The following is a 23,564-nucleotide window of genomic DNA, read 5'->3' as shown; positions in this document are numbered from 1 at the left end:
CGAAGGCCAAGAGCCGAAAAAGCGCCTTTGGTCGGCGTTCTATCCATGACAAACGGTAAATTCACTCCCACGCTCCCCTGCTCAATTACCCCTGCCGGAAGCGGGCCCGATCCCGTTCTACCAGGCGATCCACAAGGCGGGTCTGGGGAATGGTAATCAGGATGAAGAGAAGCGCCACCGTGGTCACTGCCGAGAGATTAAAATCGTTGGAAGCAATGATGCGGGCCTGGTTAAAGGCATCTATCACCCCCACCACATTGACCAGGGCGGTGTCCTTTTGCATCCCGATAAAGTTGTTGAGCAGGGGTGGGATGATGCGCCGCACCGCCTGGGGCACCACTACAAAACGAAGGGTCTGTCCGTAGGAGAGACCCAGGCTGCGGGAGGCGGCCCACTGGCTGGGGTGGATGCTCTCGAGACCTGCCCGGTAGACCTCAGCCATATAGGCTCCGTAGGTCAGCGTCAGAGCCACCACCGCCAAAGCCTCCAACGGCAGATTGCGGAAAAAGGGGATACCGGTAAGCGGAAGGCCAAAGCCAATTAGGTAAATCACGATGATGGAGGGTAGGCTCAAAAAGGCATCGGTATATATGGTCGCAATGAAGCGAATGGGCTGGGCTGGTTTACCAGGCAGTAGCTTGGCAATAGCCACCACCAGGCCCCAGGCCAGCGAGAAAACACCTGCGAACAAGAAAATTACCACATTGACCCAGAATGCTTGCAGAATGAGGCCAAACGAGTCTGCAATCAGTGGGAGCTGAAAAAAAGTGCGCCCCACCGCCACATTATTGGCGATAAAGAACAGCACCAGGAGCAGGAATAGCAGCAACGCCCCTGCATAGCCCAGGGTAAACCAGGCCCAGGTATGGGCTTCTGAGCTGTGGACTCGAGCAGCAATCAGATTATCCTTCTGAAGGGCCAGTTGGGCTGCTCGCGACTGCCGCAGGCTGTGGCTGGCTGTGAGCAAAAGCCCCAGCGGAACCAGCGTTACCAGTACCAACAAACAGTCGGCCCATAAGGCCTGAAAAAGGTTGGTGGCCATGGTCTGCTTGACCTCCCACATCACCGCCCCGGTAGCCACAATCAGCGAGATAGCCAGCAGGAGCGCTACCAGGGCAAATCTGAAACCATCCCTGGGCAAGGTGGGGGTACGCCGACGTGCTTCCTTTAAGTTAGAACCTGTCTCCGGCATGAATAAGCGATTGTACCGAAAAAAACCGGGGGCGGATTTCTTTTGCACCCCCGGTTACAAACCTGGTGATCAGGGTTGCCAGACCGGCACGGTGGTGGGGTCAATGCCCCATTCCTTAGCCAGATAGGTCTGGGCCAGCTTTTTGAGGGTACCATCGCTCTCGAGCGCCTCCAGAATCCTGTCAACCAGGGCCCGGTTGGTACTGCCTCTCGCAAAAAGCGCCCCGTAGTTGTCGCCGGTCTTGAACTGACCAACCACTGCCAGCGCACCCCGGGACTTGCCCGCCTCGGACAGCACTATCGCGGTATCAATGATGAAAGCATCTATCTGACCAGCCCGTAGCGCTGTGAAGCCCGCTGCCACGTCGGGAAAAACCCTGGTCAGGTTTTGCGGGTGGCGCAGGCGGTTGGTAAGGAAGGTAGCCGCAGTAGTGGCCTGCTGCACACCCAGACGGGCGGTGCGGAGACTGGCTACAGAGTTAAACTTGTTTCTGTTCCTCGCATCCACCAGCACCCCAATGTCGGAGGAGAAGTAGGGCCGGGAAAAGTCTACCACCCGCTTGCGGGCCTCGGTAATGGTGATTTGCGACAGCGCAAAATCAAAGTTGCGGGTCTGCCCCGCAATCAAGGCATCCCAGGCCACATTCTGCACCACCACCCTATCCAGTCCGGCGCGGTGGGCAATGTTGGCCGCCAGGCAGTACTCGAAGCCATCCCTGATGGTGGCAGGGCTGTCCCCATTCCAGAAACCCGGCCCCGGCAGGTTGGTTTGCACGGTGAGCTGGCCCGCTACCACCGGGCGAATGGGAAACTGCCCTTTCTGGCCCGTTACTTCACAGTTGCCGATCCTGGTCTGGGCCAGCCCCAGCGAAGCCAGGACGATCAGACCTACCATCCACAGTCGTTTCATTTTCGAACCTCCCTTTTGCAGTTGGAGCTTTGCTGCCAGAGAACGTTGTGCTCAACATTACAAAACCCAGATGAGTGTGTCAACGACCTGGTGAGGGCTGGGGCTTGATGATGATCAGTAAGTGCCAATAGCTGGCGGCGATAGGCGGCGAATTCCTGGCTTTGTGCAGCGTTTACTTACAGAGTTTCCCGGGGCATCGGCTACAATGTATAGGCTGTGCAGGAACGGATTAGAAATTTCTCCATCATCGCGCACGTAGATCACGGCAAGTCTACGCTGGCGGATCGCATTCTCCAGACCACCCGGGCGGTCTCGGATCGGGAGATGCGCGAGCAGTTTTTGGACTCGCTGGAACTCGAGCGCGAACGCGGCATCACCATCAAGGCCAGTGCGGTGCGGCTGTATTACCAGAGCCAGTCGGGCCTGACCTATACCTTCAACCTGATTGACACCCCCGGCCATGTGGACTTTGGCTACGAGGTCAGCCGGGCCCTGGCGGCAGTGGAAGGGGTGTTGCTGGTCGTGGATGCCTCCCAGGGGGTCGAGGCCCAGACCATCGCCAACTTCTACCTGGCCATGGAACACGAGCACACCATCATCCCGGTCATCAACAAGATTGACCTGCCCGGCGCCCAGCCCCTCGAGGTCGCGCTGGAAGTGGAGGAAGTGCTGGGCATTCCCGCCGATGAGTGCGTGTTTGCCTCGGGCAAGACCGGACAGGGGGTGGAAGAGATCCTGGAAGCCATTGTGGCGCGCGTACCAGCCCCCAGAGGCCAGCCCACCAACCCCACCCAGGCCTTGATCTTCGACTCGATCTTCGATGCCTACCAGGGGGTGATTCCCTACGTGCGGGTGATGGATGGCAGCATCAAGCACGGCGACGTGATCCGTATCTGGTCTACCGGCAAGGAGTTTGAGGTGGATCGGGTGGGGGTCTTTCGGCCTGGGGTACTCGAGCCGGTTGGGCAGTTCGGCCCCGGCGAGGTGGGCTGGATTACCGCCTCCATCCGCGAGATCGGCGATGCCCAGGTGGGCGACACCATCACCTTGGCCAGAAACCCCTGCCAGGCCCCCTATCCGGGCTTCCAGCCGGCCAAGCCGGTGGTGTTTGCCGGCCTCTACCCCACCGATACCCAGGAGTACAACCGGCTGCGGGAAGCCCTGGAAAAGCTCAAGCTCAACGACGCCGCGCTCTCGTTTGAGCCGGAGACCTCTGAAGCCCTGGGTTTTGGTTTCAGATGCGGCTTTCTGGGGCTCTTGCACGCCGAGATTGTGCAGGAACGCCTCGAGCGCGAGTTTGATCTCGACCTGATTTCCACCGCCCCCAGCGTAATCTACCGGATAAACCTTTCAGACGGTTCGGAAGTTGAGATCCACAACCCCTCCGAGCTGCCCAGCCCCGACAAGATCGAGGCGGTATTCGAGCCGTACGTCAAGCTGATGGTCTACACCCCCGAAGAATATGTGGGCCCCATCATGCAGCTCTTGCAGGAAAAGCGCGGCAAGATGAGCAACATGCACTACATTGGCAAGCGGGTCGAGCTGGTGTACGAAGTGCCTTTCGGTGAAATTTTGTACGACTTCCACGACCGCCTGAAATCCATCAGCCGGGGCTATGCCTCGATGGACTACGAACAGATCGGCTACCAGGAAGGCGACCTGGTCAAGGTCTCGATTCTGGTGAACGAAGAAGGGGTGGATGCCCTGGCCTTCATCTCACACAAGGACAAGGCCTATGGCATCGGGCGCGATATTGTGGACAAGCTGGGCGAGGTAATTCCACGCCAGCAGTTCGCCGTGCCCATCCAGGCCGCTATTGGGGGCAAGATTATTGCTCGAGCCACGGTCAGAGCCCTGCGCAAAGACGTGCTGGCCAAGTGCTACGGCGGCGACATCACCCGCAAAAAGAAGCTTTTGGAGAAGCAAAAAGAGGGCAAAAAGCGCATGAAGGCCATCGGCAAAGTAGAGGTGCCGCAGGAAGCTTTCCTGGCGGTGTTGTCGGCTGGGCGGGACTAACACCGAATTTGGCTGTACTCCACACATCAGAAAGAAGCGTCACTGCGAGGCCCCAAAGGGCTTGAAGCAATCCAGCGAAGGATGCAGATCAGGACTGAATTGCTTCGCGTCCTTCAGACACTCGTCATGACGTAATCGTAGCCTTGGATTCATCGTGGTAACATGGATGACCATATGCCATCGCACCCGCTCTAGTTACGGGTAATATCAGATAACCGTTTGGCAAGATTGCGTGGTGCAGCTTGAAAACTTAGTGGATTGGAAGGTACACGGGTGTCACGCCCGCCTTGATGGATTTCGCCTTGCAACGAAAAAGCAATTCGTGCAGAACTATGGGCTGCTTGGAGGGGAGTTGGTGGAGCAGTAGGGCAGGAAACCAGAGTGGCAATACCTGCTTCGTCAAATCCCAAGCAGTCAGGATAGCTAACGGTAAACCTATTTGGCGCTACATAGTCAGCTAACAATTTCCCGCTATTACCCCCAGGAGTAGAAACAATTGGAAAGCGAGTAGGAATCGTTAACGGCAGACCATTGGGCAAGCGATTTGCCACATCTACATTTACCAACACTTCATATATGTAAAGCACCCACTTGTTGTCATTGGGCACACTACGCTCCGGGATTTCAGAGGAGGGGGTGCGATTAGTAACCCAGCCACGATTCATAGCATAAATCATCACAAATCTGAACTCACCACTGCCGGGGTTGATGGGTTGCAGCATGGCTACCGCTGGATGCGTACCAATAGTCCAAACGTTGGTGTTGGTTATAGGATTTCGTACAGTATAGCTACTGAGGGTATTCAAGGTAATCACTGTTCCAGGTGGATAGACAAAGCTTGCTGTGGACAGGTAATCACTAATGAGGTTACCAGCGGTGCGGATATCTTCGGTAAGCATCTGTGAATTTTGTACAAAGCGTATGCTGTCGGTACTGCCTCGAAGGCTGGTGGCAATTAGGGTCAGAATCGCCACCCCAATAACGGCGGCTATCAATAATTCAATGAGGGTAATGCCTTGTTTACGCATAAAACCTCTACTGGGGGGGCAACACTACCTCGGTGGCAAAGCGGTAGGTGCGGTTTTGTGGCCCGGTGAACTGGATGGTAATCCGGCGCACCACCACCTGGGTGCCCACGGTCTGGACTGTAGTGAGGGTAGGGGTGGGATTACTGAAACCGCTTGGAGGGGTGACAGAGGGCGCTACAGCGGCGTTGTAGGCTGCGCGGGTAGTCCAACTGGCCCGCACATTGTCGAAGTAGCTGCGGGCAAAGGCCTGGGCCTGGGTGTCTATCTGGGCGTTGCGGGTGAGGGTGAAGCTCGAGCCGAAGTAGCTCAAAATAACGATGGTAAGAGACAGGATTGCCAGTGCCACCATCACTTCGATAAAAGAGAAACCGCTACGGTGCACGAACCACCACCTTTCCAGTTCTCCCAACAACGTTGATGTTGAGCACTCGGTTACCAGGCCCTCGCAAGACATAACTGCCATTGGCTCCACTGCTCACAATGCCGTACGGGGCATCAAACCTGACTATCCCCCCACCAGAAGGCACGCTTTGAAAGACCACGCCAGAGGGCAGCGATTTGCTGGGGAGAGAAGCTAGGTTGCTGCTGCGGCCTGCTCTGTAAGTATTGCCATTTGCGCTAGCCTGGAACGTAAAGTTTACCGACTGCCGACGGGCCTGCTGGCGAATGCCCTGGAGCTCGGTGGCAACCTGGGTGGCCGCCTCACGGATGATCAGGCTCTGCTGGTAGGAGCGCAGCGAAACAAAGCCTGCTCCCAGCAGAATACCCAGCACCGCCAGCGCGATCAAAAACTCCACCAGGCTCACGCCCTGTTTGGAGAGCCTTCTCACTGCCCCACCACTTCCCAGATGCCACGGTTGAGCTGGGCCTGCTGGCCGGTTGCAATGCGCGGTCGCAAGCGGTTGTCGTGGTAGATGGTCAGGCCCGAGGTGCCGTCTCCGGGGCCGGGCACAAAGATGCCAGTGTCGGCAGCGACCAGCCCGCCCCGCAGATCCCAGCGCCCATTCAGTTTGGGGTACCTGCGCTGGGAAAGACCAAAAATGGCATTGGCGGAGTAGAGCAGACCATCGGTGCGCAGGGGGCCGGTACCTCGAGCGTTCATCGAGTCGGCCCAGAGGTTTTTGAGGGTGGCGTTGTCGAAGGTGCTCGAGGTGGTCTCAAAACGAGCGGAATTTCGCTGGATTTGTTCGGCCTGATCCGCGGTTAGGGTGACCGTGCTCAGTACGCTATCTCCCCGGCAGAACGAGACCTGGGCCCCGCTACGGATGGTGCTGTAGCCCCCGTACCCCTGTGGGTCGTGGTAGCAGCGTCCACTAAAGAAAATCCGGTCCTCCCCAAAGGTATAGAAGCGGGGGCGGTAGCTGTTGTTTCGCAGCCAGCGTTGTAGCTCCCGGCGGTTGAAGTTGGCAATCTCGGTGAGGGCGAGATTGGGACGGCTGCTTCGGCCAGTGGAGGTGAGCTGTGAGCAAGCCCGATGGGAGGGGTTGGTTTGGCAGAAGGACATGGTCTGCTGGTTGCGCTCCGTACTCAGCATATTGATGCGGTCCCGGCTTGCATCGTTGTTAAAGGTATCAATGGTCATATAATCGCCCACCACCGCATTCCCACCGGCGATTAAGTTGAGCTGGGGCAGGCGGCTGGGGGTGCTGTAGTCGCAGGCGGCCAGGCTGCTTCCGGTGCCACAGTCGTAGGTCAGGTCGCCCATCACGTAGACGTTGCCACGGGCCAGGAGGGTGCCGTTGCCGCGAACCCGCCCCCGAATCACCACATCCCCGTCAATAAAAACCGTACCGTTCAGGGCAATGGGGGTGACCGAGCCATCCAGAATCACATTGCTGCGGCGCTGACCCAGACTGGCAGAGGTTAGGGTCTGGATCGAACCTCCTCCCGGCCAGGCCATGCTGCCGCCAGGGTTGATGGTCATGGAGGCCGTGATGGTGCCGGCGCTGTAGCTTTCGTTGGTGCCAGTCAGGCTCGAGCTCACCTCGGCATTCCACTCGACATCGTCAATCAGGCGGTTGTTGTTGGTGTCAGCGATGGGCAGGGGAAAACGATCCGGCAGCTCGCCATCCGGGAAGCGGTTGCCAAAGGCCGCCAAATTGCTGCCATCCGGATAGTTGTAGTAGAGGTTCTGTGGGCTCAGGCAGTTGCTGGGGGTCGAACAGTTGGCAGGCGTGGGGCTGACTAAGGTGGTCGAGCGAATTCGGGTGTCGCCGGGGTTCATGGTGGTACGGTAGCGGTTGGAAGGCCCGATGTTGCCGCTGTACTGCTGGCTCACCGTACCCCGGGCCAGCAGCGAGCCATGAACCACCCCGGCCTCTTCATCGTCGCGCATAATCAGGCTTTCCAGCACCCCCACCCTGGCCCGCCGCCACCAGGTGCTGGGGTCGGCGGGATTGGGGTTGCCCCGCAGGGCATCCAGGCTTTTCACGTCCAGATGGCAGAAAATGCACTCGGCGTTGTTGGTCAGGAGCGCAAAATCGAAGGGAAAGAAGGCCCGGTCTACCCGAAAAACCTGGCGCAAGCGCCTGGTGGTTCCGTCGGCCAGGGTGCCGGTAGAGGTAAGGGTCAGCACGATGGCATCGGGGTCGGTGCTGGTATCGTCCTGGCGTGAGACCCGCACCACAAAACTCGAGCCATCCCCCAGGTTTTGTGGGTCGCCAAACAGGCTGGCAATGCTGGTGCCGTTGGTCAGGCCGAAACGGTTCAACTCGACCGCATAGGCACTTACGCTAGAAGAAGCGGCACTGGCCAGAATTTGATGCCACAACCGGCCCACGGCCCGCTCGAGGCCAGCCTCGGCGGCAAACTGAGCCTGCGAGGTACGCAGGGCATCCTGGGCATTGCGGCGGTTGTTGAGGGAGGTAAGCGTAGAGACGCTTACCAGAATAATAACGATGAACATGAAGACCAGTGTTGAAACCAGCGTAATTCCCTTTGTATTTGGCATGGAACGCCTCCAAACCTTACAACCGTAACTTAATGGTTTGCAATTGCCTTGAATTGTAACACCCCCATTTGGGGGTGTGCGGTAGGACGAGGGAGCAGGCCCCTGGCACAAGACCCGTACGCTATAGGGTTTGCCGTACCCGAGATAACGACTCGCTAGGTTCTATTCACGACTCCTGCAGGAAGTCTACCGAAATATGAGAGCAGCAGAAATGGTCCTTTCAGTGGCTCAGCAGCCCCAGGCTGCGGGCCCGCTCGAGGGCCTCGACACGGTTGCGGGCCTCGAGTTTTTCGTAGAGCCGCACCAGGTGGTCTTTGACGGTTTCGGGCGAAATGTGCAAATTGCGGGCAATCTCTTTGGTAGAGAGCCCCTGGGCCATCCACTGCAACACTTCTTGCTCGCGGGAGGTCAGTTTGGGAAGTTCTGGAGCCCTTAATCGAGGCTCCAGACCCTGATCCAGGCGGCGTAGCCGCTCGGCCAGCGCCTCGGGAGGAAGTTCCTTTAACCAGTAGGCGTCGGCCCCCGCAAAGGCGGCTTGCTGAACGAGAACAGGTTCGGCGAAGGTTGTCAAAAGGGTGATCAGGCCGCGAAAGCGGCGTTCGCGCAACATGCGGGCTGTAGCAATTCCATCCAGCTGGGGCATTCGCACATCCAACACCACGCCATCCGGCATCAGCTCGAGGGCTTTCTCGAGGGCTTCCTGGCCGTTGCTGGCCTCACCCACCACCTCGAAGCCCTCCCGCTCGAGGGCTGCCCGCAGACCCACGCGAAACAGGGGGTGGTCGTCGGCGATCAGCAGGCGCATCTCGGCTCAAAATAGCACATCTTCCGCCCTTTACACCGAAACCAGCGCGGAGCCAGACTCTTATCACAAAAGCAGGACTGGTCTCCGGAGCGCTTACCACACTGCCGCAAGGCCACTCTAAGGCCGTTGGGCCGAAGAATCGGATACTCCCAGGTCAATCGAATTCCGGGCAGTGCAGCGCATCATACCGGACTCAAAAAGACCATCCTCCAACCCGGAGACCCCGAGGCTATTTTTTTGAAGCCTGGAGCACACCCCTCCCGGACGGTCGGCGAAAAAAGCGCCTCCCTTCGGTCGGGTTAGACCGAGTCGGGTATCGGATCCTTCAGCGTTGCCCTGAGTCTTGCCCTGAGCCTAGTCGCAGGGTTATCGAGGGTCAGGGTGACCGCGAAGCCCGGCAGAAGCCGACTGCGATTTAAGCCTGGCCTTCCGGTTGGTCTGGGGTTTGAAGGCGTACCTTGCTCCGGCCAGGCCGGTTTGTGCAGCCGGTTTACTGGTTGAAATCCCGGTGGAAAAGCTCCTGGCTCATGTACGAGGCCATGGGCGAGAGCGGGGGCAGCAGGGTGAAGTTACGAAAGCGAGTGTCGAAGCCCCAGTTTCGCACGGGCGGGTGGTACCAGGGCTGGCCCAGGAAAAACTGCCCATTGACAAACCGGGGACCATTGGTGGTCAGGCTCACAATCGAGCCAAGGTAGCTGTAAGTACGACTCGAGGTCAGGTTGTTAAACCGCCTCATGCTCAGACTCGTGCCGTTGATGGTCATGGTCACGGTTCCAATTCGGGAACCTTTACTGGCGGTCCACAGGGACTCGCTCGAGGGTGCGATCAGAACCTCCGGCCACTGGTTGGTCCACTGTTCGTGGAAGCGCATGATGTTGTGCACGCCCCCTGCGCTCTGGCCGCCGATGCTGGGGGTGATGGTGGAGCCGGTCAACACGGCGGCCTGCACCCTCGTGTCGGCTGCCGGAGGGATCCAGCGGTTGCGGGCGTTGGCGCTGTCCTCGCCCGATGGAAGGCTCATCCAGCGGTTGCGGCACCGGGGGTTGCTTTTGGCATCGCCGGCAATCTGGGGGGCGGTCGCGTTGGTAACCATGCCGGTCAGGCTGAGGGTGCCGCAGGAATTGGGGAGGTTGTTGGTCAGGCCACCCGGGTTGGTAAATGCAGGCCCATAATGCCCGCTGATGTAGGGGTTGGGGTGGTTTTGAAACCAGTCGCTCGAAAGGATGTTGAGCGAGTCGCTCAGCAGGGCCGCCGGACGCCAGCGCGAGCCGGTCCCGGTCGAGGTATCACTGTTATAGTGGCCCTGTAGGTATAAAGCCTGGTTGGTGACTACGGTCAGACCCCGGATCTGCGCGTTGGCGGCGGTAAGGTCGGCCCCGTTGCGGATGCGCACCCCGTAATTATTAAGGGCGTTGCTGTTCGGCCCTTCTACGCCAAAGTAAAAGACCAGGCCGTTGTCGGTGGTGTCGGCCAGGTTGACCAGGCCGCTGCTCTGCAGGGCTTGCAGCAACTGTCCCATGTTCACTTCCAGCATCTGGATGGGACCCAGCGTAGGCCGGGTGGTGAGTTCGCGGTTGTTGTAAAAGGATGCAGAAAAGTCCACTGCCCGGCTTCCCCCCCCTGAATTGGGGTCGAAAGCGGTGCCTGCGGAAAGTGCCGAGGTCAGCGCTGCATGAACCGTACCATCCAGATTGCGGGCCTCAACCCGGGGGGGGGTTACGTTGAGGTTGAGCACCACCCTGAGCTCGGCCCTTTGCCAGTACAGCCCGCCGGGATCGAACGCTGCTGGAGCGGGAATTTCCAGGCGGTTCATGTTGTTCTGCACCCGTCCGTTCCAGCCCGCGATCTCGGTTGCACCCAGGATTCGCCGGGTTCCGGTATCACAATCAATGGTCGTACCAATAACGCTCACGGTGCCGCCGCAGCCCACATTGCTCTTTCCCCCACGGTACAGGTCTCGAACCGAGGTCACGTTGTCGCTGATGGTTAGGCTGGAACTCCCGCCCGCATCCAGAAAGATGTTGGAGTTGGAGTGGATGGGCCCGGCCATGCTCATGGTAGCGGTGCGGTCGAACTCGAGGTCGCCTTCATAGAAGACCCCAAACTGGAAGAGGGGAATCATACGCTGGCGGAAGGTCATCCGCACAATGGCTTCGGGCTGCCCCTGGCGGGTTAAGGAACGGGCAAACACATCGTAGCGGTACTGGTTGGCCCAAAGCCCCTGATAGGGCTCGCCTGGAGGAATGTGGACGGTGTCTCCGGTAGCCAGATTGGTGGTCAGCTCGCGCATATAGGTCACGACCTGCTTACCCTGGACGGTGGTGGTCTGACAGGCGAAGTCGCCGCTGCCGAGGTTGCCGGGAGTGCAGGCATTGGAGGTTGCGGGGGCTGTACCGGTAGGCCGCATATGATGGGCAAACTGATCCTTTACTGCGCCAGCCCGCAGGTTCAGGCCGGTCTCGGCCGCAAAGAAGCCCTGGGTGCGCGAGGCAACGGCAGCCGAGTTGCTGGTGTCCAGAATGCTGAGGGTAAAGTAGGCGGTAAGCAGTGATGCCAGTACCGCCATCATCAGTACCACCGACAAAAAGGCGAAGCCTCGATTAGACATTTTCACAGGTGTCCTCCTACTGCGAGAGGAAGTTTCTTGGGAAGAAGGTGTTGGTCTGGGTGCGGGTCAGACCCTGGGGATCCCGGGCGGTGATGGTCAGGCGAACCTGACTAAAGGTCGAGAGCTGCATGCTGGGAGTCCAGGCACCTCCGGTAGTGGTGAGCGGTTCCGCTCGGAACTGGGTAATTCCGACCATCACCACCCGATTTGCACCTCCGTTCTCGGAGATCAGGAGTTGTCCATCCATAACCGAGTAACGGCGCCGGTTGAGGATGATCAGACTCGAGCCCTGGCCATAGGTGCCCCCGGCGGGCCCGGTATAGGTAAAGTTGAAGTTGGCAGCCGTCCCAGTACGTCCTGTGAGGTTTACCAGTTTGCCCGTGCGGGTGGCGGGATTGTAAAGATAGACCTCTACAATTCCCCCCTGTGCAACGCGGAAGTTCTCGAAAGGTTCTGCGGCGTCGGGAATGTTGTTGCTGTTGGCATCGCCCTGGGCGCAACCGCTGGACGAACTGGAGACCGGAATCTGGGTGGAGGTGACGGTACCGCAAACCCCGATGGGGGTGGGGGCGTTGTTGCGGGCAGTCCAGACCTCGAGGGTATCGCCCCCGGTTCCCGAGGTCACTATGATCGGTCTGGGGCTGGAGTTGTAGCCGGCGCCCGCGTACAGCAGCCCCTGACCCGCCTGGCGCAGGTCGTCACCGATGATCGAGGCCACGGTTTGGAGTTCCTGGTTCACCCCGGTTCGGGCCTGATCCAGGGTAAACAGGCGGCGACTTCCCATCACAATGGGTACCAGCAAGGCCAGTATCAAGATGGATACCGCCGAAGCAACCAGCAGTTCGATCAGGGTAAGGCCAGCCGTTCGGGTTGGTTGACGTCTTGGCCTCCTGGAGTCTGGCCGGAAGGTATCTGGCCCGCCAGTCTGGAAAGAGCTAGTTGAAAATGACATAGACCGCCTCCAGGCTATAAACCAGCCGGGTTCCCATGCGCACCTCTACCCTGAACTGGCGTTTATCGCTCGAGCACTGGGCCGGGTCGGGACAGAACCGGGTGGTTACGTTGAAAGTGCGACCCCCCTGCGCAATGGACTGGGTCCCAGAGTTACCCGAGGTGGGCAGGGTAGAGCCGGTTACGCCTTTCGCTTGCTGTCTCCAAAAGTCCATCTGCTGTTGGGCGACCACTATGGCCTGATTGCGAATTTCGTTGTTGGAATTGGACTGGAGAAACCCAGCAAAACTGGGAATAACGAAGGCCAGCAGGATGCCCAGAATGGCCAGCGCAACCAGCGCCTCGATCAAAGAAAAGCCGTTTCTCATTGTCTAGCCACACCTCCACCCAAATGAACCTGCATACTGCGGGTATTACCACTGCGGCTCAGGTTTAGAGTCAGGTTGCTGGGAGACCCCAGGCTGCCCCGGCTGGTAAAGCAGAGGATCCAGCTTGCTGGGGTCATACTGACCCCGTCACTGAGACGAAAACCTCGAGTCCCACCACCAAGGTCTCGTCCAATACTGGGGTCGCTACTCCAGGTGGGGGATGTGCAGTTGGGAGCAAACTCGACCCTCACCACGCCCGCGTCTGCGCTAAGACGATACGCGGCGGTGTTCTGCATCGCCTTGATGCGCGCGAGGCGTATAAGCGAGATCAGTTCGGAGTACTGGTTCTCGAGGGGGTTGGAAAAGCCTCGAAAGCCCATCAGGGCAACCGAAAATATAATGGCCATGATGGCCGTCACCACGATTCCTTCAATCAGGGTAAAGCCACCAGGCGACCAGGTTCTTGGCAGTTTTTTGGCCATGTTTAGGGACGCTCCCCGCTTCCTTAGTTCCTAAGGTAGGGGTTTTCGATCAAATCAAAGACCCCCGGTTGGGGGTTCGGGTGTTACGTTAATTGCTCATTAATCATCCGGCCAACCACCGTCAACCTAGACCGATCTACGTTCTCAACGAATAAGCTTGAGGATAGAGCAGGAACGGGTCAAGCTGTTCAAATGTCACAAACTACGGTGAGGCCACCGGCTGGAGTCTAATTCTGAGCCGGGTACTCTGGGATACAGAGGGCAGATTTTCCAGCCGTCCCCCATGCACCTCGGCCACCCGTCGGGCCACATAGAGTCCTAACCCTGCGCTTCCGGCCCGCACCCCCCGCAGGCGCTGGCTGCGGAAAGGCTGGGAAAGAGTTTCCAGGCTATCCGGCAACCCCGGCCCATCGTCCTCCACCTCGAGCCAGCCATCTCCGGCCCGTAACACCACCCGGCTTCGGGCGTGGCGCAGAGCGTTCTCGGTCAGGTTGGCCGCAGCCCGCTCCAGGAGCAGCCGTTCGGCCCTGGCCTGCCCAGCCCCTTCAATCTCCAGGCGCAGGCCGCGCTTTTGTGCTTGTTGTGCATAGCGAAGCCGGAAATCCTCCAGTAGCGAACGCAAATAAAGGTTTTCCGGCTGGATGCGCTGGGCTTCCAGCCGGCTGGCGGTAAGCAGATTCTCCACCAGCAGATAGCTACGGTTCAATTCTTCCTGCAGGTTGCGTAGCATCTCTTTGCGCTTCTCCGGCCCTATCCTGTCGGCCTCTTCCAGGTATTCCAGCGCCCGCAAGCTGGCCAGCAGGGGGGTTTTGAGATCGTGGGTCAGGGCGGCGTAGGTGGCTTCGCGGGCTTCCAGCAGGTCGCGCAGATGATCCAGCACTTCCTCAAAGCCCTCGCGCAGTTGTCCAATCTCGGCGGGTGGGCGCTGTTTGGGCGAGGGCAACGATAGTTCGGCCAGGGTGCGGCCCGCTCCCCGGAGGTAGTAGAGGCCACGGGTCAGCTCGTCCATCGGGCGCAGCAGGGTGTTGGCCAGGATATAGCCCACCGAGGCTGCGATCAGGGCCAGTACCAGCACCCAGATCAGCAGGAAGAGCGAGGTCTCCAGGGGCTGCCCACGGGCCGAGACCCAGAAGGTCACCACAATAACCAGGTTGGGAATGAAGGCCAGTAAGCCAATGACCCAGGCCAGTTGGTGCTTGAGCGGCATGGCTTCAGTCTACGATCCCCACAGCCTGGGGTCTGGTGTTCTGGCTGCCTCGAGCACAACCCCCACACTCCAGACGTGGGTTGAGTTAGACCATCGGATTAGCGCCGCTCATAGGACATGATCTTGAAGGAGGCGATGATGGTGTCTTCGGGGATTTGTGCGGCCACCGGGATATTGCCCATGGTCGGAATGTAGGTGACCTCGGCCCGTTGACCGGCGTTGCACTGGCTACCGCCCGCACTGGTGGTGCAGAATTCGTTGGCCACAACGGTGCCCAGGGTGCGCTGGTCACGCTGGGTGCGGAAGCGGTTTCCGGCATAGAAGATGCCCATGGCATTGCTGGTGAGTTGCTCGATGTTGTTCTGGGCCAGCAGACCCAGTACCTGGCTGGGGAAGGTGGCCGAGCTGGCATCGGGCAGCAGATCGCGGCTGAGGGTGATGCTACCCCCCTCGACAAAGATCGAGGCATTGCGGTCTGTGGTGGGGTTGGTGAAGTCGAAGGCCCGGTAGTTGACCGCATGGTCAAAAAAGACGTTGATGCCATGGGTGTGGAGGGTGCCGTAGATTTCCAGGGTGCCGGGACTACCCGCAGTGTAGCGGAAGCCGCCAGTTCGGCCATCCAGGGTATAGCGGCAGTCCATGCTGGCGTTGCCAAAACGCAGTGCCCCTCCGCTGAGCACGTTGCCCAGGACGCACGATAGGGGACTGGTGGGCAGGGCTCCTGGCGGAAAGAGAATGCCGCTACCGGTAATGCGGATGCCCCTGGCAGCGGCCTCGTCGCGCACACAGGCGGCCCAGGTGCGGCTGGGGTCGCTGGCGCAGGGGGTGGTGTTGAACTCGGGGAAGCGGGGAGCCAGAGCAGGAGGCAGATCGAAAGCACCCCGGTCGTCGGTGCAGATCCCCCGGTTGGCGGTACAAACGCTGGAGGTGTTGCCAAAAATATCGTTGGTAGCATCGCCCACATAGGCGCCCAGCAGGGGGTTGCTGGGGTCGCCATACTCCGAGCTTCCGCTCACCTCCACCCGCCCGTACTGGACGCGCAGGGTGGCACAGAGGTTGGAGAGGCTGCGCATATCGCTGTTGAGGCGGTTGGCCAGTACGCTGTCGGTGCTGTAGTTGTACTCGTTTTCCATGCGGAAGTTGCCGTTGGAGTCAATCACAGTCCGGTCGGGGTCGCTGCTCTGGCCCTGCACATAGAGCCCCCCGCGTATCAGGGCCCCACCGTTGAGGTGGCGGTTGGCCGCACCGCGTCCGCTAAAAATGGCATAGTTCCAGGGACCCGTGTTGGAGAGGTCGAAGGTAGCCTGAGCGACGGCCTGGGAGCCATTGAACCGGCCCACCGAGCGCACCAGCATGAAGCGGGGGCGGGTGGGATCCTGGGCCACCGTGATGGTGTAGGTGCCGGTGCCGGGGCCCATCGGTACGCTCCCGGTGCGGGTGGTGGGCAGGGTTTCATCGCTGTCAATGCGCCCATTGCGGTTCCAGTCCACCCCGCCCGCCAGCACGTTGCCGCACTCGCTGCGGGTGGGGGTACGGCTGCCACTGGTGTTGCGCACCGTCTCGTAGAGCTGCCAGCGATAGGACTGGAACAGGCGGGTTTTCCACTGCTGCAGGCCGGTTTCGGCCACATAGTAGGCTTCGGTCGCGCCGCGCTCGTTGCGGGCACTCCACTGGCTGATCAGGGTGGTGATCGAGGAGGCAAAAGCCAGCAGCCCGACCGCCACCAGGATGGCCAGCGTGACGACCAGCGCGATTCCCTGGGGTTGTCGCATCACAGCACCTCGTCGGTTTTCAGGTTGCGGATTGGCACCCGCTGGGCGATGGTGTAGGTGTAGCCTCCCTGCGGTGAGGCCGCCGTGACCGTGACCAGGGCAGCCCGCACGAAGCGTTCGGTGGGGTTGGCTACGGCAATGCAACCGCTGGGCAGCCCTACTTCGGTAGCAGCGGAGTCGCCGCAGACATAGCGAATATTAAGCTGGGTGATCTGGGTGGCGAACTCGAGGTAGCTGCCAGCGGCGATAGCCCCGGTAGGGGCCTGGCTGCAAGGTACGTCGGCCCGCATTAGGGTGGTGGCGTTGAAGCGGTAGCCAATGGAGCGGCACTCCTGGCCGCTCGGGTAGAGGCTGGTGTGGTAGCGGGTCACGAAGGTATCGTGATCGGTGTGGTCGGTACCGGTCAGGCAGGGGGTTCCAGGCGCACAGGAAACCCAGTTGGCGGCATCGAAACGCACTTCGTTGTTGCGGATGAAGCGGCTCGAGCCCGCCAGAATCAAGTCCTGGCTGACCATCTGCAACACCAGGCGCGCCCGATCCTGTACTTCGTTACGCTCCTGCACGATGCGGGTGTCCTGCGACTGGCTGGCAAAGAAACGGGTAGCGATGGCCAGCACGATGCCAAAAATCGCCAGCGCCACCATCAGCTCGAGGATCGTTAAACCTTTGGTTCTCATGGCAGGCTCCTAGTTAACCCGGGGGCAGGGCTCGAGGCTGCCTGAACCGATGGCCGCAGTACGCGAAGCAAAACTGTCGTAGCACGAGACCCGGGTAGCCAGGGCGATGCTGATGCCCTGGCTGGCCGCCGAAGACTGGATCAGAACCTGCCCCTCTCCCTCCAGTCCTTCATTGATGCCGCTATTGATGATGAACCCGGTGCCCGAGCAAACAAAATTACTCCCGCTTTCGTTGCCATTGGGGCAGCCGTTGTAATAGCGGGTGAAGTTCGCCAGTACCACCCCCACCTGGTTCTCCAGAATTTGCGTGGCCGTATCTTTGACCTGGCTGACCACCCCGGCCCTGGCGGTAGCCTGGTAGTTGGTAACCTGGGCATAGACCAGCACCCCAAAGGCCACTCCCATCACCGCCAGGGCAATCAGCAACTCGACCAGCGTGATTCCTCGATTCTGCATATACGCTCCTATGGACAGGCCGTCCTGATCTGCGCCCTACCTTGTTGGTTGATGTTGATGAAGCGGCTATAAGAGCCAATGGAAAGCTGCACGCTGCGGCTGGTGGCGAGCTGATAGACCCCCCGGGCGTCGAAGACCACCTCGGCACTGGTAGAGGCAGCTGCATCGGCAGCCGTGCACTGCCGCAAGCCACCCAGCACCCGGCCCCACTCCCCCGCCCCAAACTGGGTGCGGCTGATCACCAGGTCTTCGTTATCGAGACCATCCTGATCGGTATCGGCCACAATTTCGTAGCGGTTGGTTCCGCTGGCAAAGCTAAAGCGAATCCCGACCGGCACATTGCGCCGCAAGGATTCAAGACGGGCCCGGGTCACATCGGCGCTCAGGATCTGGGCCGCCTGGTTGACCCGCATGCGATCCGAGCTAAACCAGCCTCCGCCCAGGGCAATCAGGATGCCCAGAATCGTGGTCACCACGATCAGTTCAATCACGCTCAGGCCACTAGCTTGTTTCACAAGACCCCCTCAACATCGCCGCAGTGGATGTAAACAATTGCGGAGTACTGCTCGAGGAGAAACCGGCGTGAACCCAGGAAGATTTCCTGCTACCGTCCAGCGCTTGCTCCCAGAGTGCATCTTAGAAGGGGTCCGGAAGGTCTCTGGTGAACTCTGACCTGATAATTCACTTTAAAAGAAGCGCTGAGTAACGCTTAGATTAATGCCGGTTATTGCAATGGAGGCTCGACATTTTTGAAGGGGTGTCCTCGAGAAATTAACAAACTCACCCCCCATTTGGGGGATTCGGGATGGGTGCTGGGACAAACAGCAGTCTAGGGTCTTGGCTACCCCGCACTGGGTTTGACAAACCCACCGGCAAACCCGCTAGGCTAAGTCTTATGACCTACGGCGACTGGGCCTTGCTGCAGGACCGGCGGGGCCGCACCTATCTCTTCCGGTTGCAAGAAGGAGGCAGCTTTAACTATCACCGGGGCTCGATACGCCACCAGGCCATTGTGCAGGCCGGCGCTGGAAAGCAGATCGCCACCCCGCAGGGGGAGTCGTTTACCATCCACCGCCCCACCCTGGAAGACTATCTGCTAAACATGCCCCGCGAGGCCACCCCCACCTATCCCAAGGATGCCGCCACCCTCTGCTTTCTGCTCGACCTGGCTCCGGGCATGACGGTGCTGGAAGCGGGTTCGGGTTCGGGCGGCCTGACGATGTATCTGGCCAGGGCGGTGGGGCCAGCGGGCCAGGTCTGGAGCTACGAAGCCCGCACCAGACACCAGGAACGGGCCAGACGAAACGTGAGCGAATTTGAAGACTGGGGCAACCTAATCTGGGTGGAAGCCGATCTGGCCCAGGCCGAACTGGAACCCAACACCTTTGATGGCGTCGCGCTGGACATGATGGAGCCCTGGACGGTGCTGCGCGCCAGTACCCCAGCGCTCAAACCGGATCGTTTTCTGGTCTGCTATCTGCCCAATATCACCCAGGTGATCACGCTTCTCGAGTACATCAAAACCCAGAACCTGCCGTACCTGCTCGAGCGCACCCTGGAAGTGCTGCACCGCGAGTGGGAGATCCGCCCCCCTGTCGCCCACCCCAGGTTTCAGCAGGTGGGGCATACGGCTTTTCTGGTGCAGTTGCGGCGCATGATTTAGACTTCTGGTATTGCAAGCGACCCCTGCATGCGAAGCAATCCAGCTTTGGTCTGCGTCATTTTAGGGCGGCTGGCGTAGAAGATGCACCCACTTAGGGAACCCATAGGAGTAAAGAGGCGGTTTTCAAAGTAACCAGAGATGCAATCAAGTTGAAAACTGCCCGAATGATGTAAAGCTTAACTTAAGCGTGATGTACAAGAAGGTAGATTTATGGGAAACATTCGATTGCTGGTTGGAACCTGAAAAGGGGCCTTTGTCCTCACGTCAGACGAGCAACGCACTGCATGGAAAATCGCCGACCCCCACTTTGCCGGATGGCAGGTTTACCACCTGAAGGGCTCCCCCATGAACCCGGACAGGATATACGCCCCCAGTCCGTGGACTGGTTTGGCCAGGTCATCCAGCGCTCGGACGACGGTAGTGTTCGACACGGATTCGACCTGAGGAATGACGGAATTTGCTGTGAGAAGGCTTGTTTCGGAATCTTGAGTGCATACAGATTTCTTTGTTGCCAGACCCCTGGCTCAAGCGAAAGGCCTGATAGTATAGCGGACTGTTCGCTTCCACACCCTCTACGGGAAGCCCAGGGTTCGACGCAGGGCGTCACCTTGACCGAGGGGCTAACCGATTAGACGGGTGGAGTCGGCCTCACAGCTATGCTCAAACTCGAGACGCTTCCCATTGGCAAACGTGAGGGTGGCCCGAACATCGCCGGACTCGGATCCCTCGTAAGCCACTGCTTGAACCGTCTGGCCGACCACCGACTCCATCCCAGACAGATCATTGAGCAGTAGCCCATGGGTGAGGTCTGCGTTTTCGGCTACTTCCGGCGGCTCTGATGCGCGCCAAAAGATGGTTGCGCATTCGAAGTACAAGCGATACCACTGCTCGCCAAAGCGCAAGTAGGCGACATTGACTTGATCCGTGATCTGCTGGCCCTGGTAGAAGTGCTGGAGCACGAAGCCCGTGCAGCGCTGCCCAACCAGAAGAGGCTCTTCACCCATAAGAGAGTAGTGTCCACTGGTGTTCATCGTCGGCTAACGGTCAGGTTCAGGCGCGTTGCGGAGCAACGTCGCCTGCATGCCATTGTTGGGCGCACGCCCAGATACTATATTACGTCTGCCAGACTTCCGTCAGGCTTTCCCTGAAAAGCTCATCGAGTTTGTCGCCGGACAACGTGACTTTGTAATCAGCAATCTCATGTCGCTCCCAGCGTTCCAGTTCACTTTCGATAAACTCACTGATCGGCGCAATTCTTGGCCCTTGGTCTAACTCTGCCCCGGCGCGTTTAGCCGCCAGTAAGCGGTCAATTTCTGACCTCAGTTTCGGCTCGGTAACGAGTTGGTTGACCAGAACATTGAAGTTGGTCGGGACAACGCCCCATCCTTTTTCAATCCAGTTCATCGCTAAAATAGGGCGCAAGACGTAGAAGTATTTCTTGACCCAAACCTCGTCGCCTTTCAGATAGTCTCGGAAGTTGCCGCGTGCCATGTGCAAATAGTGATATAGACAGGCGGTCGGTGAGTAATGTACTGTGGCAAGCTGACGCATTCTCCCGGCTACCGAATACTTTTCGAGGTAGACGATCGGTGAGCCAAGCCACTCCAACAGCGGTGGGTTGGACTTGCGGAAAAGTTGCAAGGCTTTTTTCAAATCCCAGCCATTGATATCTAATCCTTCATAGATGGGGCGCTCAATAACGTCTCGCTTATCGTCAATGGATAAATACCAGGCGACTGGCCGAACATACAGGAAGCGCACGTCGTAATCGCTGTCGGCGGAGGGAAAGCCCCAGGCCCGGCTACCTGACTCACAAGCATACACAATTCGGATGTTTTCGCTGGCTTCTATCTTATTTAGATGAAAGCGTATAGTTTCTTCCACGACTTCAACCTACCAGTATTGTTAGCCATGAACGAGTGCGACTAACACCAGGTATGAGCTGCGTAGCGTAACCGCAGTCGACTCCAGGCCCTTGTTCGGTCGGCTTCTCCCCTTACAGAGCTTATACATTGGCATGTGCAGCAAAAACATCCCGGAAAGGCCCAAGAAATTTCCTCTCGGGCGACCAATCTGTGATGGCAAAGACGATGTCGGAGAACGCTCCGCTAAAGTCGTTTTCCAACGCCTGCCGAAAATCCATAGCAGTGCGGTGCGGATCATTCACGAAAGCCCCACAGCCCCATGCGCCGAGAATGAGCGCGGCATGTCCGTATGATCGTGCGATAGCGAGCACCCGATGCATCCGTTTCTGCAAGAGGTCTCCAGCTTGCGGTTGACCAATGACAGGCGCATATGGAGCGGCACATGTAATGAAGCTCAGGATCCAAGGCTGTGGCAACTCCGTTCCATCATCCCTGCGAAAGACGGGAACGTCAGGTGAATAGATGGCCCAATCCGTAGAGTCCGGTAGGTGGCGCTTTCGGTGCTCCTCATACATCGGATCGTTGACGAGTGTCTGATATAGAGCGCTGGATCGACAAAGCACCTCTTCCTGTGCTCTGGCCCCGCTAAGGAAGCCTCCGCCGGGGTGGATACCGTTGGCGAAATTCAGGGCCAGAGGTCGCAATCCGCACTCAACGAGGCGTTGTGACGCACCGAGCGTTGTCTCATTGGTGACCTGAACCCGTGTTTCTGCAAACGCGATTCGCTGGTTACTTGACAGCGTAGCGTCTGGGCGAATGCTCAGCTTGGCGGCACACGCAGCTTGTACAGCATCACGCCAAACGACTTCCTGACCGGCCTTGGTAATATAGCGACCTGCGTGGGCAGCTTCCACCGCAGACCGACCGAGTGCAGCAGCAACATCTCTAGGGATGTTTAACTCCTGCCGTCGGGAGGCGGCCATCTGCTCGGAATCGAGGCAAGGCAGTATATGCAGTTTGCTCATGATTCTACCTTCTCTGGCTGCGCCAGCAGGTGGCGAATGGACTTGTCAAACACAGATTCGTACTGTCGGTAGTCCTCCGAGCGGCCCAGATTGATTTGAACCCATTCCCGCATCTTCGGTTTCCCTCGGGGACGGAACGGAACGGTATTCCCGTCCTTCTCCAACAGCTTTGCGGCTTCTTGCTCAGGCAACTTGACCCCAACACCTTGCTCATACAGACAGATACAGAGCTTCCTGCCAACGTAATAAGCCGGATAGCCAAACATCTTGCCAGGCCTTATATGAGGGTGGCCCAGCAACAGGTCATCGAGAACAGCTTTGTGTTCAGGATTGAACTTGGTCATTATGTGCTCCTTTAAGCATAACGCGGGGCTTCGCAGGCGGGGTAGCGTTCAGACCCCGTGCTACAGCTTTGGTATCCACCTGCGGGAGGACAGCAACAACATCCGCACGGTACAAGGGTTGCCTGGCTGCAAGGACGTGAAGATGACCCTAATTTACACCCCTCTAGCCAACCCTGGCTGGATGCCTGAGTGGAGGGGTTGAAAAAGCGACCTCACGCCAGGGGAGCCAGATGTTGTCCTGCTACCCTAGGCCATCACCTCTTCGGGGTGGTGTTTGTTCCAGTAGCGCACCAGCCCATCCACACTCATCCAGGAGGGATCGGCAAACTCGTACTCCTGCACCTCTTCGTCGGAAAGCCCGGCAGCCCGCAGGCCAGCGGCCACATAGGCCTCGAACTCGAGCACCATCTGCTCGCGGCTTAGTCCGGCTTTGAGCCGCTGTTTGATCCAGCCGGCCCACTCTAAGAGCCGGGTTTCCAGCATATCCAGGTGTGGCCCTACCTCCTGGGTCTGGCCAAAATGGGTCAGATAAATCCTGCTGGGCTTCAAGGTTCGAATCCGGGCCAGGGATTCTCGCCAGACCTCGAGGTGAATTTCCGGCGGCGGACAGGGCGGCAAGACCGGGCCGTGTCCAATTTTCACCCCGGTCACATCGCCCCCAATCAGGCTGTCGCCAATCAAATAAGCGTGGTGGTGGTAGGCATGGCCAGGGGTCTCGATGGCCTGGATGCTCACACCCCCCAGCACAACCGTATCGCCATCCTGCAAGATTTCTATCTGGTTCTCGGGCACATAGCCCATCTGGCCCCAGAGTTCTTCCATCTTGTCGCCGTAAATGCGGGCCGCCGAGGCCCAGAGCTTGCCGGGGTCTACCAGGTGCGGGGCTCCCCTGGGGTGGACGTAGATGGTGGAACCCAGCTCGGCAAAACGCCAGGCCGCGCCTGCGTGGTCGAGGTGGATGTGGGTTACGAAGACCTGCTGGATCTCGGAGGCGGCGTAGCCCAGCGCATTGAGGCCATCCAGCAGCGCCGAGAAGCGCGACTCGGGGCCGGTTTCGAACAGCACTGGCCCCCGAGCAGTCTCCAGCACGAACGAAGCAATGACCCTGGGGGCGCGATCATGGAGGTCAATGGTGTGGATCACCGGGCTATTGTATCGCTTCTGCGGTGGCCGCCTGTAGCCACCAAACTTGCCTTCACCCCAACCCGATACCCGGCTGCTCAGACCCAGCTTGGCCGGTCTCCTC

At 59.0% G+C, this 23,564-nt stretch carries 23 protein-coding genes; 2 read left to right on the top strand and 21 right to left on the bottom strand.

Features of this window, described 5'->3' with window-relative positions; translation table 11 throughout:
* Nucleotides 1-85: 85 nt before the first annotated feature.
* Both Q0288_RS05070 and Q0288_RS05065 read right to left on the bottom strand, forming a co-directional pair.
* Nucleotides 86-1,192, bottom strand: a complete 1,107-nt coding sequence (locus Q0288_RS05070) for an amino acid ABC transporter permease (RefSeq protein WP_299428130.1) — start codon at nucleotides 1,190-1,192, stop codon at nucleotides 86-88.
* A 69-nt stretch (nucleotides 1,193-1,261) separates the two neighbouring features.
* Nucleotides 1,262-2,101, bottom strand: a complete 840-nt coding sequence (locus Q0288_RS05065) for an ABC transporter substrate-binding protein (RefSeq protein WP_299428127.1) — start codon at nucleotides 2,099-2,101, stop codon at nucleotides 1,262-1,264.
* Nucleotides 2,102-2,317: 216 nt separating this feature from the next.
* On the opposite strand from Q0288_RS05065, the gene lepA reads away from it, so the two are divergent.
* Nucleotides 2,318-4,117 (top strand): translation elongation factor 4, encoded by a 1,800-nt coding sequence (gene lepA / locus Q0288_RS05060; RefSeq protein ID WP_299428124.1) that lies wholly within the window; start codon nucleotides 2,318-2,320, stop codon nucleotides 4,115-4,117.
* A 191-nt stretch (nucleotides 4,118-4,308) separates the two neighbouring features.
* Here the strand turns inward: lepA and Q0288_RS05055 are convergent, their stop codons facing one another.
* The 14 genes from Q0288_RS05055 to Q0288_RS04990 form a co-directional block, all read right to left on the bottom strand.
* A complete protein-coding gene (locus tag Q0288_RS05055; RefSeq protein ID WP_299428120.1) occupies nucleotides 4,309-5,145 on the bottom strand; it encodes a type II secretion system protein in 837 nt (278 codons plus the stop codon).
* Between the two features lie 7 nt (nucleotides 5,146-5,152).
* Nucleotides 5,153-5,527, bottom strand: coding sequence for a prepilin-type N-terminal cleavage/methylation domain-containing protein (locus Q0288_RS05050; RefSeq protein WP_299428117.1), 375 nt, complete (start codon nucleotides 5,525-5,527; stop codon nucleotides 5,153-5,155).
* Nucleotides 5,517-5,975: a prepilin-type N-terminal cleavage/methylation domain-containing protein gene (locus tag Q0288_RS05045; protein ID WP_299428115.1), complete on the bottom strand. Its 459-nt coding sequence runs from the start codon at nucleotides 5,973-5,975 to the stop codon at nucleotides 5,517-5,519. Before Q0288_RS05045 ends, Q0288_RS05050 begins: the two co-directional genes overlap by 11 nt.
* On the bottom strand, nucleotides 5,972-8,095 hold the full coding sequence (locus tag Q0288_RS05040) for a pilus assembly PilX N-terminal domain-containing protein (protein ID WP_299428112.1): 2,124 nt from the start codon (nucleotides 8,093-8,095) through the stop codon (nucleotides 5,972-5,974). Before Q0288_RS05040 ends, Q0288_RS05045 begins: the two co-directional genes overlap by 4 nt.
* 220 nt (nucleotides 8,096-8,315) lie before the next feature.
* Nucleotides 8,316-8,900, bottom strand: a complete 585-nt coding sequence (locus Q0288_RS05035; RefSeq protein WP_299428109.1) for a response regulator transcription factor — start codon at nucleotides 8,898-8,900, stop codon at nucleotides 8,316-8,318.
* A gap of 490 nt (nucleotides 8,901-9,390) precedes the next feature.
* On the bottom strand, nucleotides 9,391-11,514 hold the full coding sequence (locus Q0288_RS05030) for a hypothetical protein (protein WP_299428106.1): 2,124 nt from the start codon (nucleotides 11,512-11,514) through the stop codon (nucleotides 9,391-9,393).
* Nucleotides 11,515-11,524: 10 nt separating this feature from the next.
* Nucleotides 11,525-12,460 (bottom strand): hypothetical protein, encoded by a 936-nt coding sequence (locus Q0288_RS05025; RefSeq protein WP_299428103.1) that lies wholly within the window; start codon nucleotides 12,458-12,460, stop codon nucleotides 11,525-11,527.
* Nucleotides 12,444-12,827: a type II secretion system protein gene (locus Q0288_RS05020; RefSeq protein WP_299428100.1), complete on the bottom strand. Its 384-nt coding sequence runs from the start codon at nucleotides 12,825-12,827 to the stop codon at nucleotides 12,444-12,446. Before Q0288_RS05020 ends, Q0288_RS05025 begins: the two co-directional genes overlap by 17 nt.
* Nucleotides 12,824-13,309 (bottom strand): prepilin-type N-terminal cleavage/methylation domain-containing protein, encoded by a 486-nt coding sequence (locus tag Q0288_RS05015; protein WP_299428097.1) that lies wholly within the window; start codon nucleotides 13,307-13,309, stop codon nucleotides 12,824-12,826. The genes Q0288_RS05020 and Q0288_RS05015 overlap by 4 nt, the downstream gene beginning before the upstream one ends.
* 202 nt (nucleotides 13,310-13,511) lie before the next feature.
* The gene (locus Q0288_RS05010; RefSeq protein WP_299428094.1) at nucleotides 13,512-14,516 is read right to left on the bottom strand and encodes an ATP-binding protein; all 1,005 of its coding nucleotides are present in this window, start codon (nucleotides 14,514-14,516) and stop codon (nucleotides 13,512-13,514) included.
* Nucleotides 14,517-14,614: 98 nt separating this feature from the next.
* Nucleotides 14,615-16,288 carry a pilus assembly PilX N-terminal domain-containing protein gene (locus Q0288_RS05005; RefSeq protein WP_299428187.1) on the bottom strand — a complete coding sequence of 558 codons (1,674 nt, stop codon included), beginning with the start codon at nucleotides 16,286-16,288 and terminating at the stop codon, nucleotides 14,615-14,617.
* The gene (locus tag Q0288_RS05000) at nucleotides 16,288-16,965 is read right to left on the bottom strand and encodes a prepilin-type N-terminal cleavage/methylation domain-containing protein (RefSeq protein ID WP_299428091.1); all 678 of its coding nucleotides are present in this window, start codon (nucleotides 16,963-16,965) and stop codon (nucleotides 16,288-16,290) included. The genes Q0288_RS05005 and Q0288_RS05000 overlap by 1 nt, the downstream gene beginning before the upstream one ends.
* A 9-nt stretch (nucleotides 16,966-16,974) precedes the next feature.
* Nucleotides 16,975-17,421, bottom strand: a complete 447-nt coding sequence (locus Q0288_RS04995; RefSeq protein WP_299428088.1) for a type II secretion system protein — start codon at nucleotides 17,419-17,421, stop codon at nucleotides 16,975-16,977.
* A gap of 8 nt (nucleotides 17,422-17,429) precedes the next feature.
* Nucleotides 17,430-17,936: a Tfp pilus assembly protein FimT/FimU gene (locus Q0288_RS04990; protein WP_299428085.1), complete on the bottom strand. Its 507-nt coding sequence runs from the start codon at nucleotides 17,934-17,936 to the stop codon at nucleotides 17,430-17,432.
* Nucleotides 17,937-18,316: 380 nt separating this feature from the next.
* On the opposite strand from Q0288_RS04990, the gene Q0288_RS04985 reads away from it, so the two are divergent.
* On the top strand, nucleotides 18,317-19,084 hold the full coding sequence (locus Q0288_RS04985) for a tRNA (adenine-N1)-methyltransferase (RefSeq protein ID WP_299428082.1): 768 nt from the start codon (nucleotides 18,317-18,319) through the stop codon (nucleotides 19,082-19,084).
* 620 nt (nucleotides 19,085-19,704) lie between these two features.
* Here the strand turns inward: Q0288_RS04985 and Q0288_RS04980 are convergent.
* The 5 genes from Q0288_RS04980 to Q0288_RS04960 form a co-directional block, all read right to left on the bottom strand.
* Nucleotides 19,705-20,088 (bottom strand): hypothetical protein, encoded by a 384-nt coding sequence (locus tag Q0288_RS04980; protein ID WP_299428080.1) that lies wholly within the window; start codon nucleotides 20,086-20,088, stop codon nucleotides 19,705-19,707.
* Nucleotides 20,089-20,197: 109 nt separating this feature from the next.
* Complete coding sequence (locus Q0288_RS04975) at nucleotides 20,198-20,968, bottom strand: nucleotidyltransferase domain-containing protein (protein WP_299428077.1); 771 nt, start codon at nucleotides 20,966-20,968, stop codon at nucleotides 20,198-20,200.
* Nucleotides 20,969-21,089: 121 nt separating this feature from the next.
* A complete protein-coding gene (locus Q0288_RS04970; protein WP_299428074.1) occupies nucleotides 21,090-21,974 on the bottom strand; it encodes a TIGR02452 family protein in 885 nt (294 codons plus the stop codon).
* Nucleotides 21,971-22,318: a hypothetical protein gene (locus tag Q0288_RS04965; protein ID WP_299428071.1), complete on the bottom strand. Its 348-nt coding sequence runs from the start codon at nucleotides 22,316-22,318 to the stop codon at nucleotides 21,971-21,973. The genes Q0288_RS04970 and Q0288_RS04965 overlap by 4 nt, the downstream gene beginning before the upstream one ends.
* 246 nt (nucleotides 22,319-22,564) lie before the next feature.
* Nucleotides 22,565-23,461, bottom strand: coding sequence for an MBL fold metallo-hydrolase (locus Q0288_RS04960; RefSeq protein WP_299428184.1), 897 nt, complete (start codon nucleotides 23,459-23,461; stop codon nucleotides 22,565-22,567).
* Between the last annotated feature and the right edge of the window lie 103 nt (nucleotides 23,462-23,564).

It is taken from the genome of uncultured Meiothermus sp. (genome assembly GCF_937863175.1).
GTDB lineage: Bacteria > Deinococcota > Deinococci > Deinococcales > Thermaceae > Meiothermus.
Note: the sequence above shows the minus strand (reverse complement) of the source record. Positions and strands in the feature narration are given on the sequence as shown.